We start from the raw sequence: 17,345 nt of genomic DNA on the forward strand, positions 1-17,345 counted from the left end.
TCAGCCGCCGAACAAACCTGCGGGCAGGCCCGGGCTTTCCATGGCCACCGCGAACAGGCCGCCGGCCAGCGGCTGGTCGGCGAGCTGTTCGGGCGTGAGCCCGGTCCGGGCGGTGCTGATAAAAAGCGTGCGCATGTCCGGCCCGCCAAAGGCGCAGTTGGTCACATGGCTTGTCGGCAGCGGCACGCGGCACAGCTCCCGCGCGGTGACCGGGTCATGGCAGCTGACGCAGGCGCCGCCCCAGTGGGCAATCCACAGGCGGCCCGCGGCATCGGTGGTCATGCCGTCGGGCACGCCGTCACCCGGCGCAAAGGCCAGCCAGAGCCGTTTGTTCGACAAGCTGCCGGCTCCGGTATCGAAGTCATAGGCATAAATACGGCCGTTGACCGTGTCGTTGAAATACAGGGTGCGCGCGTCGACGGACCAGGTGGGGCCGTTGGTCACCGCAAAACCTTCATCATGGCGCGTGCATCGGCCGTCGGGGTCGTAGCGATACAGCGCGCCGGTCGGGGCCGTGCAATCAAAGTCCATGGTCCCTGCCCAGAAACTGCCTTGCGCATCACACTTGCCGTCATTGAAGCGATTGCCCGGCAAGTCGGCTTCGGGCTGGTGCAGGTAGGTCGGCGCGGTGTTCGACGCGGGATCAAACAGCGCGAAGCCGTGCCGCAGGGTCACGATCAGGCCGGGCGCATAAGCCCGCTCGGCCAGCGCGGAAATTTCCTCGTCAAAAGACCAGCTGCTACGCGCGCCGGTGGCCGGGCGGAAGCGGTGCAGGCGGCGCCCAAGGATGTCCACCCAGTACAGGGACTGCTCGCGCGGCGACCACAGCGTGCCTTCACCGAGCAGGGCCCCGGCCGGATGAACGCAATGCGCCCTGTCGGGCACCGCCAGGGTCGTGGGCATGTCCAGAATCGATGTCACTGATGTCCCCTGTTGTTGCGGGCCGGCGTTGAGCACCGCAGCCTTTTTTTCTTGACGCGATGGATAATATCAATGCATAGTGATGTTGAAAACTTATTATTTATAAATTCATTGATACATAAATTGCAATGTCAAACATTTCCAGCTCCCTTCCCATGCGCACCGCGCCCGCCGCCGGCATCCTGTCTGTCTTCCCCAGCCTGAACCAGCGCTCGGTGTTTGTCACCGGCGGAGGAAGCGGCATAGGCGCCGCCATCGTGACGGCGTTCGCGCAACAGGGCGCGCGCGTTGGCTTTATTGATGTCGCCAAGGAGGCCAGCGAAGCGCTTGCGCAGCAGCTCGCGGATGCGGGGCACACCCGCCCGTGGTGGCGCGCTTGCGACGTGCGGGACGTGGCCGCCCTGCAGGCTGCCATCGCCGAGGCGGCGGGCGCACTGGGCGATTTCTCGGTGCTGGTCAACAACGTTGCCAGCGATGACCGCCACAGCCTGGAGTCCGTGACCCCCGCCTACTATGACGACCGCATCGCGATCAACGAGCGGCCGGCTTTTTTTGCGATCCAGTCGGTGGTGCCGGGCATGCAGCGGCTGGGCGCCGGCTCCATCATCAATCTGGGTTCCACCGGCTGGCAGGGCAAGGGCACCGGTTACCCGTGCTACGCCATCGCCAAGTCTTCGGTGAACGGCCTGACGCGCGGTCTCGCGAAAACACTGGGCCGCGATCGCATCCGCATCAACACCGTATCGCCGGGATGGGTCATGACCGAGCGGCAGATCGAGCTCTGGCTGAATGCCGAAGGCGAGAAGGAACTCGAGCGCAACCAGTGCCTGCCCGACAAACTGCTGCCCCACGACATCGCCCGCATGGTGCTGTTCCTGGCCTCCGACGACGCCGCCATGTGCACGGCGCAGGAGTTCAAGGTGGATGCCGGCTGGGTTTAGTCCGGCCCTCCCCGAAGCGCCTTCGGCACCCCCACCCTCAAGGGGGCGACACTGGCGGCCCGGCAAAGCCGGTTCCGCGGTGTCTCTGGTCTGAGCAGCGCGGGTTTTAGTCCGCCTCCAACTTGCGTCCATACAGCGTGAAGCTGGCCGTCTTCAGCGCCTTCATCATGACTTTCGCGGCGGGCGAAGGCAGGCGGTCGGTGCGGGTGATGATGCCGAAGGCGTCCATGTGGCAGGGCATGTCCAGCGGCAGCACCGAGACGAGGCCGTGCGCGGCGTAATACCGCGCCACGTCGGCCGCGACCACGGCCACCATGTCGCTTTGCTGCAGCATGCGCGTGATGAAAAGCAGCGCTGAGGACTCGACCACGTTGATCGGCGGCGCCAGCCCGTCTTCCTGGAACATCAGTTCGAACCGGTGCCGCAGCACGCTGCCCGCAGGCGGCACKATCCAGGCGGCCGCCACCACGTCGCGCAGGGTGAGGCCCGACACGCCCAGCAGCGGATGCCCCGGCCTGGCCATGGCGCAGACCGGTTCCTCGACCAGGGGCTCATAGCGCAGATTCGTCTTGTCGTGCTCGGCAAACAGGCGTGCCACCAGGATGTCCAGCCTGCCTTGCTCCAGCCGCTCCAGCAGGACCGGGCTGGTTTCGATGTCCAGCGAGATGCGCAGGCTCGGGTGCTCCTGTTTGACCACGGCGACCGCCGAGGGCAGCAAGGCCAGCCCCGGCGAGGTGATCGCGCCGATGCCGACATGGCCGAAGTGCCCGGTTTTGAGCGCGGTGAGCTCGTCGTGCGCCTGGTTCAGGCTGGCCAGCGCCATGCGCGCGTGGCGGATCATGGTCTCGCCATACCAGGTCGGCCGCATGCCGCGCGGAAGGCGCTCGAACAGCGGGACTTCCAGCACATCTTCCAGGTCCTTGAGCAGCTTGGACGCGGCCGGCTGCGTCATGCTGAGGACCTGCGCCGCGCGGTGAATGTTGCCTTCTTCGGCGAGCGCCACCAGCAGCAGCAATTGCCGGGTTTTGAGCCGCGCGCGTATGAACCAGTGGTTATAAGTACTCATCGGGTTTTCCAGAATGCGTAGAACGATATCTATTTTGTCAAAAAAACGATTAGATCGATATCAAAATGAATCATAGACTGCAGCGTGACAAAAAACGAGGCTTTCATGAAATTCGGCGAGCTGCAGCAAAGCGCCCGGCATTACATCAACGGGCGCTGGGAAACCGGCACAACAACAGGCACCAGCACCAATCCCTCGGATACCCGGGAGGTGGTGAGCGAATACGCGCGTGCCGACCGCAACCAGACCGAACTCGCCATCCGGGCCGCGTCCGAGGCCTTGCCGCACTGGAGCCACAGCACCCCGCAGCGCCGCGCTGACGTACTCGACCAGATAGGCAGCGAGATCCTGGCGCGCAAGGATGAGCTGGGCATGCTGCTGGCGCGGGAAGAAGGAAAAACATTGCCCGAAGGTGTGGGCGAAGCGGCGCGGGCCGGCCAGATCTTCAAGTTTTTCGCGGGGGAAGCGCTGCGCGTGCAGGGCGAGACCATGGCATCGGTGCGGCCCGGTATCCAGGTCGACGTGACACGTGAACCCGTCGGCGTGGTGGGAATCATCGCGCCGTGGAATTTCCCGCTGGCGATCCCGGCCTGGAAGATCGCACCCGCATTGGCCTATGGCAACACGGTGGTCTTCAAGCCGGCCGAGCTGGTCGCCACCTGCGGATGGGCGCTGGCGGAAATCATTAGCCGCTGCGGCTTGCCCGCGGGCGTGTTCAACCTTGTCATGGGCAGCGGCCGGGAAGTCGGGCAAACGCTGGTCGACCATCCCCTGGTCCATGCGCTGAGCTTCACAGGCTCGGTGTCGACCGGCGAACGCATTCTCCAGTCCGCCGCCGCGCGCCGCGCCAAGGTGCAGCTTGAAATGGGCGGCAAAAACCCGCTGGTGGTGCTGGCCGATGCCGACCTTGACCGGGCCGTCGAATGCGCTGTGCAGGGTTCGTATTTTTCGACGGGCCAGCGCTGCACCGCGTCCAGCCGCCTCATCGTGGAGGCGCCCGTGCATGACGCCTTCGTCGCTCGGCTGCGCCACCGCATCGCCGCGCTCAAGGTGGGCCACGCGCTGGAACAAGGTATTGAAATGGGCCCCGTGGTCGACCAGGGCCAGCTTGACCTGAATCAATCGTATCTGGAGATAGGGCGCAATGAGGGCGCCGAGCATGTTTGGGGCGGCGAACTGCTCGAACGCCCGACACCGGGGCATTACATGAACCCGGCGCTTTTCCTGGCCCGGCCCGAGCACCGCATCGCGCGCGAAGAGATTTTCGGGCCCGTCGCATGCGTGCTGCAGGCCGATGACTTTGAACACGCGCTGGCCCTGGCCAACGACACGCCTTTCGGCCTGTGCGCCGGCATCTGCACAAGCTCCCTCAAGCACGCCATGCATTTCAAGCGCCACGCCGAAGTCGGCATGACCATGGTGAACCTGCCCACGGCGGGTGTCGACTTTCACGTGCCCTTCGGCGGGCGCAAGGGATCCAGCTACGGCTCGCGCGAGCAAGGCCGTTACGCCGCGGAGTTTTACACCACGGTCAAGACCGGCTACGTGCTGGCCTGAGCCGTATGAAGATCACGGGAGAGCTGTCAGTTCAATTTCAACCAAAGGAGACAACATGAAGATCAATCGCCGTACCCTCGCCGCCGCGCTCGCGTGCGCCCCTCTTGCCGGCTTGCTGCCGGCTTCGGCCTGGGCGCAAAAACCCATCGTGCTGGGCTTCAGCCAGGTGGGCGCGGAGAGCGAATGGCGCACCGCCAACACCGAATCCATCAAATCGGCCGCCAAAGACTCCGGCATCGAACTCAAGTTCTCCGATGCGCAGCAAAAGCAGGAAAACCAGATCAAGGCGATCCGCTCTTTCATCGCGCAAAAAGTGGACGTGATCGCGTTCTCGCCCGTGGTGGAGTCGGGCTGGGAAACCGTTTTGCGCGAGGCAAAGGCCGCCAAGATTCCGGTGGTCCTGACCGACCGCTCCGTCAACGTCAAGGACACCTCGCTGTATGTCTCCTTCATGGGCTCCGATTTTGTGGAAGAAGGCCGCAAGGCAGGCCGCTGGCTGGTCGAGAAAATGAAGGGCACCACCGGCCAGGTCAATATCGTCGAGCTGCAGGGAACCGTGGGCTCCGCACCGGCCATCGACCGCAAAAAAGGTTTTGAAGAAATCATCAAGGCCGACCCGAAGTTCAAGATCATCCGTTCGCAGACGGGCGACTTCACCCGGGCCAAAGGCAAGGAAGTGATGGAAGCCTTCCTCAAGGCCGAAGGCAAGAAGATCAATGTGCTCTTCGCGCACAACGACGACATGGCCATAGGCGCGATCCAGGCGATTGAAGAGGCGGGCATGAAGCCGGCAAAGGACATCACCATCATTTCGATCGATGCCGTCAAGGGCGCTTTTGAGGCCATGATGGCCGGCAAGCTCAATGTGTCGGTGGAATGCAGCCCCTTGCTGGGCCCGCAACTGATGGCCGCGGTCAAGGACATCAAGGCCGGCAAGCCGGTTCAGAAACGTATCGTTACCGAAGAGGGGATTTTTCCGATGGAAGTAGCAGCCAAAGAGTTCCCCAAGCGTAAATACTGATTTGTGCCTGCAACAGCGCACGGATACTGAAGAATTATTCATAACACTCTAGGAGACATTTAATGAAGCGTACTTTTCTGAAGACATTGCTGGCCGGCCTGGTTCTGGGCGCCATGGGCATCGCGCCGCTTGCCTACGCGCAGGACAAGGGCAGCATCGGCATCTCGATGCCGACCAAGTCCTCGGCCCGCTGGATTGCCGACGGCGACAACATGGTCAAGGTGCTCAAGGAGCGCGGCTACAAGACCGACCTGCAATACGCCGACGACGACATCCCGAACCAGCTTGCCCAGATCGAGAACATGATCACCAAGGGCGTGAAGGTCCTGGTGATCGCGTCCATCGACGGCACCACCTTGTCCAAGGCCCTGCAAAACGCGGCCGACAAGGGTGTCAAGGTCATCGCCTATGACCGCCTGATCAAGGGCTCGAAGAACGTGGATTACTACGCCACCTTCGACAACTTCCAGGTCGGCGTGCTGCAAGCCACTTCCATCGTCGACAAGCTGGGCTTGAAGCAGGGCAAGGGTCCTTTCAACATTGAACTCTTCGGCGGCTCGCCCGACGACAACAACGCCTTCTTCTTCTACGACGGTGCCATGAGCGTGCTCAAGCCCTATATCGACAGCGGCAAGCTGGTGGTGCGCAGCAAGCAAATGGGCATGAACAAGGTCGGCACGCTGCGCTGGGACGGTGCGGTCGCGCAGGCGCGCATGGACAACCTGCTGTCGGCCTATTACGGCAAGGACAAAGTCCACGCGGTCCTGTCGCCCTATGACGGCCTGTCCATCGGCATCCTGTCTTCGCTCAAAGGCGTCGGCTATTGCTCAGCGCAGCAGCCTTGCCCGGTGGTCAGCGGGCAGGACGCCGAAATTCCTTCGGTGAAGTCCATCCTGAAAGGTGAGCAGTACTCGACCGTCTTCAAGGACACGCGCGAGCTGGCCAAGGTCACGGCCAACATGGTGGACGCCATGCTGTCCGGCAAACAACCCGAGATCAATGACACCAAAACGTACAACAACGGCGTGAAGGTGGTGCCCTCTTACCTGCTGAAGCCGGTGGCTGTGGATGCCTCCAACTGGAACCAGGTTCTGATTGGTAGCGGTTACTACAAAGAGTCGCAAATCAAGTAACCCTGGTTGAGGCTTGAAAGCACGACGGTCTCGTGCCCTGGGGGCACGGGACTGTTTACGCCCATGGGTGCCAATCACCTTTGGAGCGATTTTTGTACCAAAAGGACAGGCATTGGAAACGATTCTCGAGATGCGCGACATCCGCAAAACCTTTCCCGGGGTTGTCGCGCTGAACAAGGTCAACCTGCGCGTGCGCGCCGGGGAGATCCACGCCATCGTCGGTGAAAACGGCGCCGGCAAGTCGACCTTGATGAAGGTGCTTTCCGGTGTCTACCCGCACGGTTCTTACAGCGGCGACATTGTTTACGAAGGACAGGAGCGCCGCTTCCTCGGTATCCACGACAGCGAACAGCTGGGCGTCATCATCATCCACCAGGAACTGGCGCTGGTGCCGCTGCTGTCCATTGCCGAGAACATCTTCCTCGGCAACGAGACCGCGCAGCGCGGCGTGATCGACTGGATGGCCGCGCACAGCAAGACGCAGGCGCTGCTGAAAAAAGTCGGCCTCAAGGAGTCGCCCGCCACACTGATCACGGACATCGGCGTGGGCAAGCAGCAGCTGGTGGAAATCGCCAAGGCCCTGTCACGGCAGGTCAAGCTGCTCATCCTCGACGAACCGACTGCCAGCCTCAACGAAGGCGACAGCCAGGCGCTGCTTGACCTGTTGCTGGAGCTCAAGGGCCAGGGCATCACCTGCATCCTCATTTCACACAAGCTCAACGAAATTTCACGCGTGGCGGACGCCATCACCATCCTGCGCGACGGCAGCACCGTGGAAACGCTGGACTGCCGCGCCGCCGAACCCATCAGCGAAGACCGCGTGATCCGCGGTATGGTGGGCCGCGAGATGGCCGACCGCTACCCGCCGCGCCAGCCGCAAATCGGTGAAACCGTGTTTGAAGTGCGCGACTGGAACGTCTACCACCCGCTGCACACGGACAGGCAATTCATCAAGGGCGTCAACCTGCAGGTGCGGCGCGGTGAAATCGTCGGCATTGCCGGGCTCATGGGCGCGGGGCGCACGGAACTTGCCATGAGCATCTTCGGCCGCTCATGGGGGCGCCGCATCAGCGGCCAGGTTCTGCTCAACGGCCAGCCTGTCGATGTGGGCACCGTGGAGAAAGCCGTCCGCCACGGCCTGGCCTATGTGACCGAAGACCGCAAAGGCAACGGCCTGGTGCTCAGCGAAGACATCCAGTTCAACGTCTCGCTGGCCAACCTCAAAGGCGTCTCAAGCGCCGCCGTCATCGACAGCGGCCGCGAATACCAGGTCGCGCAAAGCTACCGCGAAAAACTCCGCATCCGGTGCTCAAGCGTCGGCCAGAAAGTCCTCAACCTCTCGGGCGGGAACCAGCAAAAAGTGGTGCTCGGGAAATGGCTGTTCACCAGCCCCGAAGTGCTCATCCTCGACGAGCCCACGCGCGGCATCGACGTAGGCGCCAAGTACGAGATTTACACCCTGATGGCCCAGCTCGCGGCCGAAGGGAAATGCATCATCATGATTTCCTCGGAAATGCCTGAATTGCTGGGCATGACGGACCGTATCTACGTCATGAACGAAGGCCGCTTCATCGCCGAGATGCCGACGGCCCAGGCCTCCCAGGAAAAGATCATGCGCGCGATCATGAAAGCAAGCTGAAATGAACAACGAGTCTTCCAACACCACCGCGATTGCCGCAAAAGCCGCCGCTGCAAGCGACAAATCACCGCTCGACTACCTGAAGCACAACTTCCGCGAGTACGGCATGCTGATCACGCTGGTGGCCATCATGGCGTTCTTCCAGTACATGACCGAGGGCACGCTCATGCAGCCCCTCAACCTCACCAACCTGGTCCTGCAGAACAGTTACATCGTCATCATGGCGCTGGGCATGCTGATGGTGATCGTGGCGGGCCATATCGACCTCTCGGTCGGCTCGGTGTGCGGCTTCATAGGCGCGCTGGCGGCCGTGCTGATGGTGGAGTACGGCTGGCATTTTGTGCCGGCCTCGCTGGTGTGCCTGCTCTGCGGCGCGCTGATAGGCGGGGTTCAGGGCTGGTTTGTTGCCTTCTTCCGCATCCCCTCTTTTATCGTCACGCTGGCCGGCATGCTGGTATTCAAGGGGCTGGCGCTGGCACTGCTGCAAGGCCAGTCGGTCGGCCCCTTCCCCGATTCATTCCAGATGCTCAGCTCGGGTTTCATGCCCGACCTGCTGAGCACCGACGGCCTGCGCATGACCTCGCTGCTGCTGGGCGTGGCGCTGGCCGCCGTGCTCGCCGTGGCCGGCATACGCGCGCGGGCCAAGCAGCTCAAGCACGGCATCCAGGCCGAGCCCGCCGCCATTTTCTTCGTCAAAACGGCGATGTTCTCGGCCCTCCTGATCTATTTCAGCTACCTGCTGGCTTCCTACAGGGGTCTGCCCAATGTGCTGATCGTGATGGCCGCACTGATTTTCCTGTTCCACTTCATCACGGGCCGCACCACCATCGGGCGGCGCGTCTACGCGCTGGGCGGCAACGAAAAGGCCGCCAAGCTTTCGGGCATCAAGACCGAGCGCCTGGCCTTCTACACCTTTGTGAACATGGGCGTGCTGGCGGCGCTGGCGGGCCTGGTGTTCGCCGCGCGCCTGAATACCGCGACGCCCAAAGCCGGCCTGGGCTTTGAGCTCGACGTTATCGCCGCCTGTTTCATCGGCGGGGCCTCGGCCTCGGGCGGCGTCGGCAAGGTCATGGGTGCGGTGATAGGCGCGTTTGTGATGGGCGTGATGAACAACGGTATGTCCATCCTGGGCATAGGCATCGACTACCAGCAGGTCATCAAGGGCGTGGTGCTGCTGGCCGCCGTGTTTGTCGACGTCTACAACAAGAACAAGGCATGAACCGCCCGGCCGTTCCGAAGGCGAATACCGCGGCGCATGGCGCGAAGGCCGCTCCATGACCGTGGCCGACGCCGCCCCCGTGCTGGAGCTTGCGGGCATCCATAAACAGTTCGCGGGTATTCCGGCCTTGCAGGATGTGCGCTTGCGCCTGTATCCCGGTGAAATCCATGCCTTGATGGGGCAAAACGGCGCCGGCAAGTCCACGCTCATCAAGGTGTTGACCGGTGTGCTGGAAGCCAGCGGCGGCCGGATGCAGCTGGATGGGCAACCGGTGTGGCCCGACTCCCCCCTGGCCGCGCAGCGGCTGGGCATCAGCACGGTCTACCAGGAAGTCAATCTCTGTCCCAACCTTTCGGTGGCGGAGAACATCTTCGCGGGCCGCTACCCGCGCTACGGGCTCGCGCAGGGATTTCGCATCGACTGGACCACCGTGAACCGCCGCGCGCGCGAACTGGTCGCGCGCATGGGCCTGGACATCGACGTCTCGCGCCTGCTGTCCAGCTACCCCGTCGCCGTGCAGCAACTGGTGGCGATCGCGCGCGCCATCGGCATTGAATCCAAAGTGCTGATCCTCGACGAGCCGACCTCCAGCCTCGACGACGACGAGGTGCAAAAGCTCTTTGAAGTGCTGCGACGCCTGCGCGCCGAGGGGCTGGCCATTGTTTTTGTCACCCACTTCCTGAACCAGGTGTATGCGGTGTCGGATCGCATCACCGTGCTGCGCAACGGCAGCTGGGTCGGCGAGTGGCGTGCCAGTGAACTGGGGCCGCAGGCACTGATCGCGGCCATGCTGGGCCGGGAACTGGCCGCGCAATCCACCGCCGCCGCCGTGTCCCCGGAATTTGACGATGCCGCGCCGGCGCTTCTGCAAGCCGAAGGCCTGGGCCAGGCCGGCCAGTTGCAGCCCGTGGACCTGCGCGTGCGCGCCGGCGAAGTCGTGGGCCTGGCCGGACTGCTGGGCGCGGGCCGCACGGAACTGGCGCGCCTGCTGTTCGGCCTGGAGAAACCAGACCGCGGCGTGCTCAGCATCGACGGCCGGCCGGTCACTTTTTCCAACCCCGTCGACGCGATCCGGCAGGGCCTCGCCCTGTGCCCCGAGGAGCGCAAGACCGACGGCATTGTGGCTGAGCTCTCGGTGCGGGAAAACATCGTGCTGGCGCTGCAGGCCCGCATGGGCATGCGCCGTTTTTTGTCGCGTGCCGACCAGACCATACTGGCCGAACGTTTTGTCCAGGCGATGGGCATCAAGACCGCGAGTGTGGACACCCCCATCGGCCTGCTGTCGGGCGGCAACCAGCAAAAGGCCATGATCGCGCGCTGGCTCGCGACCGAGCCGCGCCTGTTGATCCTGGACGAACCCACGCGCGGCGTCGACGTGGCCGCGAAGCAGGAAATCATGGAGCAGATCCTGCGCCTGGCCCAGGCCGGCATGGCCGTGATTTTCATCTCTTCCGAAATGAGCGAGGTGGTGCGCGTGGCGCACCGCATCGTGGTGCTGCGGGATCGCCGCAAGGTGGGTGAGTTGCCCGCCGGCAGCAGCGAAGACACCGTCTACGAGCTGATTGCGGCTGAACATGTCTGACGCTTCCCACTCCCCCCTGACAGCGCTGCTTCGGCACCGCCTGGCCTGGCCGCTCATCACGCTGTTCCTGCTGCTGGCCGTGAACACGGTGTTTAACGCCAGTTTCCTGCACGTCGAGTGGCGCGACGGCCACCTGTACGGCAGCCTGATCGACATCCTCAACCGCGCCGCGCCGCTGGTGCTGGTGTCGCTGGGCATGACCCTGGTGATCGCCACTCGCGGCATCGACATCTCCGTGGGCGCCGTGGTGGCCATCGCGGCGGCGGTGGCCGCCTGGATGATTGGCGGATCGGTGGCGGGAAGCGTGAGCCGCTTCCCCATGCCGCTGGCGATCCTCGCGGCGCTGGGGATCGCGCTGCTGTGCGGGCTGTGGAACGGCCTGCTGGTTGCCAGGGTCGGCATGCAACCCATCATCGCCACGCTGATCCTCATGGTCGCCGGCCGCGGCATCGCACAGCTCATCACCGGCGGGCAGATCATCACCATCTACTACGCGCCGTTTTTCTTCCTGGGCAGCGGTTACCTGCTGGGCCTGCCTTTCTCGCTGTTTATCGTGGCGGTGGTGTTTGCCCTGTTGTACCTGGCGGTGACGCGCACGGCTCTGGGCCTGTTCATCCAGGCCGTGGGCATCAACCCGACCGCGGCGCGCGTCGCCGGTGTGCAGGCGCGGCGGCTGGTGGTTGCGGCCTACGCCTTCTGCGGTGTGTGCGCGGGCATCGCGGGCTTGTTGATCAGCTCCAACGTCAAAAGTGCCGACGGAAACAACGCCGGCCAGTTACTGGAACTCGACGCGATCCTGGCGGTCACGCTGGGCGGCACCGCGCTCACCGGCGGCCGTTTCAGCCTGGTCGGTAGTGTGATCGGGGCCTTGATCATCCAGGCCCTGACTTACGCCATCTATTCGCTGGGCGTGCCGCCCGAGATCAACCTGGTGGTCAAGGCTGTCGTGGTGTTTGCCGTGATGTTGCTGCAGTCGCCTGAATTCCGGGCCGAGGTCGGTATCTGGATGCGGCGGCCGGCCGCGCGGGGGATGCGGCCATGAGCCGGGTGCTGGCCAATTCCGTTGGGGCCGCCGCGCCCGTGCCACCGGCAGCAGCGGCGCCGGCGTCCCGTTTCAATCCGAAATACCTGCCGCTGGCGGCCACCGTCTCGCTCTTCATCGCCATGGCGACCTTGGGCTCGGTGCTCTACAGCGGTTTTTTCTCGGCGCAGGTCTTTCTCAACTTGCTGATTGACAACGCCTTCCTGGTCATTATTGCCGTGGGCATGACCTTTGTCATTCTTTCGGGCGGCATTGACCTGTCCGTCGGTTCCGTGATTGCGCTGACCACCATGGTGTCGGCCGCGCTGGTGGAGCACCACGGCTGGAGCCCGGCCGCGGTGATTCCGCTGGTGCTGTTCATGGGCACGGCCTTCGGTGCCTTCATGGGGTTTCTGATTGAGCGCTTTCGCCTGCAGCCCTTCATCGTCACGCTGGCCGGGATGTTTCTCGCGCGCGGCCTGTGCTACCTGATCAGCGTGGACTCCATCAGCATCACCAACGAGTTTTATTCGGAAGTCTCGCAGCTGCGTATTCCCTTGTGGGCGGACGCCTCGCTTTCGGTCRGCGCCGTCATCGCCATGGCGGTGCTGTTCKCCGCGGTGTTCATCGCGCACTGCACGCCTTTCGGCCGCGCCGTGTATGCCGTCGGCGGCAACGAGCAGTCGGCCTTGCTGATGGGCCTGCCGGTGCGCCGCACGCTGGTGGGGGTGTACACGCTTTCGGGTTTTTGCTCGGCGCTGGCCGGCGTGGTCTTCACCTTCTACATGCTCTCGGGCTACGGCCTGCACGCCACCGGCATGGAGCTTGACGCCATTGCCGCCGTGGTGATCGGCGGCACGCTGCTCAGCGGCGGCGTGGGATATGTGGCCGGCACCCTGTTCGGGGTGCTGATGCTCGGGATCATCCAGACCCTGATCTCTTTTGACGGCACCCTCAGTTCCTGGTGGACACGCATTGTCGTCGGTGTGCTGCTGTTTGTTTTTTGCCTGCTGCAAAGGCTGCTGGCAAACCGCGGCCCCAAATCTTCCTGAAACCTCATTGACCAGACACTCCCCATGACAGACTCCAAACGAAAACTACGCTCCACCGCATGGTTCGGCTCGGCCGACAAAAACGGTTTTATGTACCGCAGCTGGATGAAGAACCAGGGCATTCCCGACCATGAATTCGACGGCCGGCCCATCATCGGCATCTGCAACACCTGGTCGGAACTCACGCCCTGCAATGCCCACTTCCGGAAAATCGCCGAGCATGTGAAGCGCGGCATCTCCGAGGCCGGTGGTTTTCCGGTTGAGTTTCCGGTGTTCTCCAACGGTGAGTCCAACCTGCGGCCCACCGCCATGCTCACGCGCAACCTCGCCAGCATGGATGTGGAAGAAGCGATTCGCGGCAACCCCATTGATGCCGTGGTGCTGCTCACGGGCTGCGACAAGACCACCCCCGCCTTGCTGATGGGCGCGGCAAGCTGCGACATCCCGGCCATCGTGGTCACCGGCGGGCCCATGCTCAATGGCAAGCTTGAGGGAAAGAATATCGGCTCGGGCACGGCCGTGTGGCAATTGCATGAGTCACTGAAGGCCGGCGAAATCCAGTTGCACCAGTTCCTGGCGGCCGAGGGCGGCATGTCGCGCTCAGCCGGCACCTGCAACACCATGGGAACGGCCTCCACCATGGCCTGCATGGCCGAAGCGCTGGGCACTTCCTTGCCGCACAACGCGGCGATCCCCGCGGTGGATGCGCGCCGTTATGTGCTGGCGCAGATGTCGGGCGCGCGGGCCGTCGAGATGGCGCGCGAGGGCCTCACGTTGTCGAAGATCCTCACGCGCGAAGCCTTTGAAAACGCGATCCGCGTCAACGCCGCCATTGGTGGCTCCACCAACGCGGTGATCCACCTCAAGGCGATTGCCGGCCGCATCGGTGTTCAGCTGGACCTGGAGGACTGGACGCGTATCGGACGCGGCACCCCCACCCTGGTCGACCTGCAGCCTTCCGGCCGCTTCCTGATGGAGGAGTTCTACTACGCGGGCGGCCTGCCCGCCGTGTTGCGCCGCCTGGGTGAGAACAACCTGCTGCCGCATCCAAATGCGCTCACCGTCAACGGCCGGTCGATATGGGACAACGTGCGCGAAGCCCCGCAGTACAACGACGAGGTGATACGCCCGCTCGACAACCCGCTGATCGCCGACGGCGGCATCTGCATCCTGCGCGGCAACCTGGCGCCGCGCGGCGCGGTGCTCAAGCCTTCCGCGGCCTCGCCCGAACTGCTCAAGCACCGCGGCCGTGCGGTCGTGTTCGAGAACCTGGAGCACTATAAGGAGCGCATCGTCGACGAGAACCTCGACATCGACGCGAGCTGCGTCATGGTCATGAAAAATTGCGGCCCCAAGGGCTACCCCGGCATGGCCGAGGTCGGCAACATGGGCCTGCCGCCCAAATTGCTGCGCCAAGGCGTCAAGGATATGGTGCGCATTTCGGACGCTCGCATGAGCGGCACCGCCTACGGCACCGTGGTGCTGCACGTGGCGCCCGAAGCCGCGGCCGGCGGGCCGCTGGCTGCCGTGCGCGACGGAGACTGGATAGAACTGGACTGTGAAGGCGGCCGGCTGCACCTGGACATCAGCGATGCGGAACTGGCTGAACGCCTCGCCGCCCTGGACGGCAAAGCCCCCGAAGGCATGCGGGGCGGCTACCAGCGTCTTTATGTGGACCACGTGCTGCAAGCCGACGAGGGCTGCGATTTCGATTTCCTGGTGGGTTGCCGCGGCTCCGAGGTTCCCCGCCACTCCCATTGACACGCTCACTGAATCACCCAACCCGCCCCTACCATGAACACCTCCCGCCGGCCGCGCTACCGCGGCATCTTCCCTGTCGCCCCCACCACCTTCACCGAGTCCGGCGAGCTGGACCTGGAAAGCCAGAAGCGCTGCATCGACTTCATGATCGATGCCGGCTCCGACGGCATCTGCATCCTGGCCAACTTCTCCGAGCAGTTCGTGCTGTCGGATGAAGAGCGCGAAACCTTGACCCGCAGCATCCTCGAACACGTGGCCGGGCGCGTGCCCGTCATCGTGACCACGACCCATTACGGCACGAAGATCTGCGCTGAACGCAGCCGCCGCGCGCAGGACATGGGCGCCGCCATGCTGATGGTCATGCCGCCGTACCACGGCGCCACCTTTCGCGTGAGCGAGCCCCAGATATACGAGTTTTATGCGCGCCTTTCGGATGCGGTCAACATCCCCATCATGATCCAGGACGCCCCCGCCAGCGGCACGGTGCTGTCAGCCTGCTTCCTCGCGCGCATGGCCCGCGAGATCGAGCACATCGCCTATTTCAAGATCGAGACGGCCGGCGCGGCCTCCAAACTGCGCGAGCTGATCCGCCTGGGTGGCGATGCGGTGGAAGGGCCGTGGGACGGCGAGGAGGCCATCACGCTGCTGCCCGACCTCGATGCCGGTGCGACTGGGTCCATGACCGGCGGCGGCTACCCCGACGGCATCCGCCCCATCATCGAGGCACACCGCGCCGGTGATCACGACAAGGCCTACGCGCTCTACCAGCAGTGGCTGCCCTTGATCAATTACGAAAACCGCCAGGCGGGGCTGCTGGCCGCCAAGGCCTTGATGAAGGAAGGGGGCGTGATCGCCTGCGAGGCGCCGCGCCATCCTTTCCCGGCCATGCACCCGGACACACGCGCAGGCTTGCTGGCGACCGCCAGGCGGCTTGATCCGCTGGTGCTGCGCTGGGCGCGGTAGGCAAGCCTGCCTGAGGCAGGCCTACGCGGCTTTCAAGGAGGCGTTCCGGACCCGGCCTGGCGCGCCAGGTGGACTTGGTGCAGCGTGATTTTGCGCACCTCGGCCTGGCTGGTCTCGATGTGGGCGCGCAGCAGCATGGCCGCCTGGTCGCCGCGCTTGGCCTGGACCGCCTTGAGGATCTTGGCGTGTTCCTCATAGGTCGCGTCGACACGCGGCTGCTTGATGAAGTCGAGCCGGCGGATGATGCGGATGCGGTCTGTCACGTCGCGGTGCACGCGGGCCATCTCGGCGTTGCCGGCGGCTGCCACCAGCGCGCAATGAAACGCTTCGTCCCACTGGGCCACCTGCACGTGGTCAGCGCTGCGTTGCGCCGCCGGCACCAGCCAGATGGCGTTCAGTTCAGCAAGCAGCGCGGTGTCCACCGCCTGGCTGCCGGCGCACAGGCGCTGCACGGCCGTGGTTTCCAGCACCATGCGCAGGTCGTAAAGCTGCTCGAACTTGTCGAAGTCAAAGGGCAGCACGCGCCAGCCGCTGCGAAACAGCACCTCGACAAAACCTTCCTGCTGCAGGCGAAACAGCGCCTGGCGCACCGGCGTGCGCGAGACGCCCAGGCGCTCGCTGATCTCGGTCTCGGTGAAGCGGTCGCCCGGCACCAGCTTGAACTCGGATACGTCGCGCTTGAGCTCTTCGTACACCTCGTCGGCCCGTGAACGGTAGGCGGGCGGGCCGGCAAGGCTCGGGGAATGGCTGGTGGCAGTGTGCATGGCGAAACTCTAGCAGTGTTGGGGCTGTGCAGGCAGTGCCGCCAGCCTGGGCAGCAGCTCGCCGCTGGTGGCGGTCCAGCCGACGATGGCGCCCTGGGCGCGCATCATCGCCACGGCCGCCGACTTGAAGGACGGGAAATAACTTTCGGTGCAGTCTTCCAGCAGCAGGCTGTCATAGCCGCGATCATTGGCTTCGCGCATCGAGGTCTGCACGCAGACCTCCGTGGTGACGCCCATGAACAGCAGATGCGTGATGCCGGCCTGCTGCAGCCGCTCGTGCAGGCCGGTGGCGTAGAAGGCGCCTTTGCCGGGCTTGTCGATGGCGATTTCGCCCGATAGCGGCGCAAGCTCGGGGATGATCTGGTTTCCCGGTTCGCCGGCGACCAGGATGCGGCCCATCGCTCCCATGTCGCCGATGCGCAGGGCCGGGTTGCCGCGGTTGCGCTTGGCCGGCGGGCAATCGGCCAGGTCTGCGCTGTGCGCCTCACGGGTGTGCACCACAAGCCCGCCGGCGCGGCGCCAGGCCCGCAGCACGGCCTTGCAGGCCGGCACGATGGCCTGCAACAGCGAGACGTCGTTGCCCAGCGTTTCCCCGAAGCCGCCGGGCTCGATGAAGTCGCGCTGCATGTCGATGATGACCAGCGCGGTGGACTTCAGCGTGAAGGTGTAGGGAAAGGGTTGGGCCTGGTCTAGTTGCATGGTGGT

15 protein-coding genes are annotated in these 17,345 nt (G+C 64.2%); 11 read left to right on the plus strand and 4 right to left on the minus strand.

Going from position 1 to position 17,345, the window contains the following annotated elements; genetic code table 11:
• Window positions 1-903 (minus strand): SMP-30/gluconolactonase/LRE family protein, encoded by a 903-nt coding sequence (locus AC1D1Y_RS18355; RefSeq protein ID WP_477683617.1) that lies wholly within the window; start codon window positions 901-903, stop codon window positions 1-3.
• A gap of 173 nt (window positions 904-1,076) precedes the next feature.
• Between AC1D1Y_RS18355 and AC1D1Y_RS18360 the strand changes: the two genes are divergently transcribed.
• Complete coding sequence (locus tag AC1D1Y_RS18360) at window positions 1,077-1,862, plus strand: SDR family NAD(P)-dependent oxidoreductase (protein WP_477683581.1); 786 nt, start codon at window positions 1,077-1,079, stop codon at window positions 1,860-1,862.
• A gap of 106 nt (window positions 1,863-1,968) precedes the next feature.
• On the opposite strand, the gene AC1D1Y_RS18365 is transcribed toward AC1D1Y_RS18360, so the two are convergent.
• Complete coding sequence (locus AC1D1Y_RS18365) at window positions 1,969-2,928, minus strand: LysR family transcriptional regulator (RefSeq protein WP_477653917.1); 960 nt, start codon at window positions 2,926-2,928, stop codon at window positions 1,969-1,971.
• Window positions 2,929-3,033: 105 nt separating this feature from the next.
• On the opposite strand from AC1D1Y_RS18365, the gene AC1D1Y_RS18370 reads away from it, so the two are divergent.
• From AC1D1Y_RS18370 to AC1D1Y_RS18415, 10 genes are all read left to right on the plus strand, one after another.
• Window positions 3,034-4,485 (plus strand): aldehyde dehydrogenase family protein, encoded by a 1,452-nt coding sequence (locus AC1D1Y_RS18370; RefSeq protein ID WP_477683582.1) that lies wholly within the window; start codon window positions 3,034-3,036, stop codon window positions 4,483-4,485.
• Between the two features lie 55 nt (window positions 4,486-4,540).
• Complete coding sequence (locus AC1D1Y_RS18375; RefSeq protein WP_477683583.1) at window positions 4,541-5,506, plus strand: ABC transporter substrate-binding protein; 966 nt, start codon at window positions 4,541-4,543, stop codon at window positions 5,504-5,506.
• Window positions 5,507-5,568: 62 nt separating this feature from the next.
• Window positions 5,569-6,639 carry a multiple monosaccharide ABC transporter substrate-binding protein gene (chvE, locus tag AC1D1Y_RS18380; RefSeq protein WP_477653914.1) on the plus strand — a complete coding sequence of 357 codons (1,071 nt, stop codon included), beginning with the start codon at window positions 5,569-5,571 and terminating at the stop codon, window positions 6,637-6,639.
• A gap of 130 nt (window positions 6,640-6,769) precedes the next feature.
• A complete protein-coding gene (mmsA, locus tag AC1D1Y_RS18385; RefSeq protein ID WP_477683618.1) occupies window positions 6,770-8,278 on the plus strand; it encodes a multiple monosaccharide ABC transporter ATP-binding protein in 1,509 nt (502 codons plus the stop codon).
• Between the two features lies 1 nt (window position 8,279).
• Window positions 8,280-9,497, plus strand: coding sequence for a multiple monosaccharide ABC transporter permease (mmsB, locus tag AC1D1Y_RS18390; RefSeq protein ID WP_477683584.1), 1,218 nt, complete (start codon window positions 8,280-8,282; stop codon window positions 9,495-9,497).
• A gap of 55 nt (window positions 9,498-9,552) precedes the next feature.
• Window positions 9,553-11,079 carry a sugar ABC transporter ATP-binding protein gene (locus AC1D1Y_RS18395; protein WP_477683585.1) on the plus strand — a complete coding sequence of 509 codons (1,527 nt, stop codon included), beginning with the start codon at window positions 9,553-9,555 and terminating at the stop codon, window positions 11,077-11,079.
• Window positions 11,072-12,121, plus strand: coding sequence for an ABC transporter permease (locus tag AC1D1Y_RS18400; protein ID WP_477683586.1), 1,050 nt, complete (start codon window positions 11,072-11,074; stop codon window positions 12,119-12,121). The genes AC1D1Y_RS18395 and AC1D1Y_RS18400 overlap by 8 nt, the downstream gene beginning before the upstream one ends.
• On the plus strand, window positions 12,118-13,152 hold the full coding sequence (gene yjfF, locus AC1D1Y_RS18405; protein ID WP_477683587.1) for a galactofuranose ABC transporter, permease protein YjfF: 1,035 nt from the start codon (window positions 12,118-12,120) through the stop codon (window positions 13,150-13,152). The genes AC1D1Y_RS18400 and yjfF overlap by 4 nt, the downstream gene beginning before the upstream one ends.
• Before the next feature lie 24 nt (window positions 13,153-13,176).
• Window positions 13,177-14,913: an IlvD/Edd family dehydratase gene (locus AC1D1Y_RS18410; RefSeq protein WP_477683588.1), complete on the plus strand. Its 1,737-nt coding sequence runs from the start codon at window positions 13,177-13,179 to the stop codon at window positions 14,911-14,913.
• A 33-nt stretch (window positions 14,914-14,946) separates the two neighbouring features.
• Entirely contained in the window at window positions 14,947-15,876 is a 930-nt protein-coding gene (locus tag AC1D1Y_RS18415) for a dihydrodipicolinate synthase family protein (protein ID WP_477683589.1), read from the plus strand.
• 32 nt (window positions 15,877-15,908) lie between these two features.
• Here the strand turns inward: AC1D1Y_RS18415 and AC1D1Y_RS18420 are convergent, their stop codons facing one another.
• Together AC1D1Y_RS18420 and AC1D1Y_RS18425 are read right to left on the minus strand one after the other, a co-directional pair.
• Entirely contained in the window at window positions 15,909-16,640 is a 732-nt protein-coding gene (locus AC1D1Y_RS18420) for a GntR family transcriptional regulator (RefSeq protein WP_477683590.1), read from the minus strand.
• A 9-nt stretch (window positions 16,641-16,649) separates the two neighbouring features.
• Entirely contained in the window at window positions 16,650-17,339 is a 690-nt protein-coding gene (locus AC1D1Y_RS18425; protein WP_477683591.1) for a cysteine hydrolase family protein, read from the minus strand.
• Window positions 17,340-17,345: the final 6 nt, after the last annotated feature.

The sequence above is a fragment of the Polaromonas sp. P1_G1 genome, from assembly GCF_056405595.1.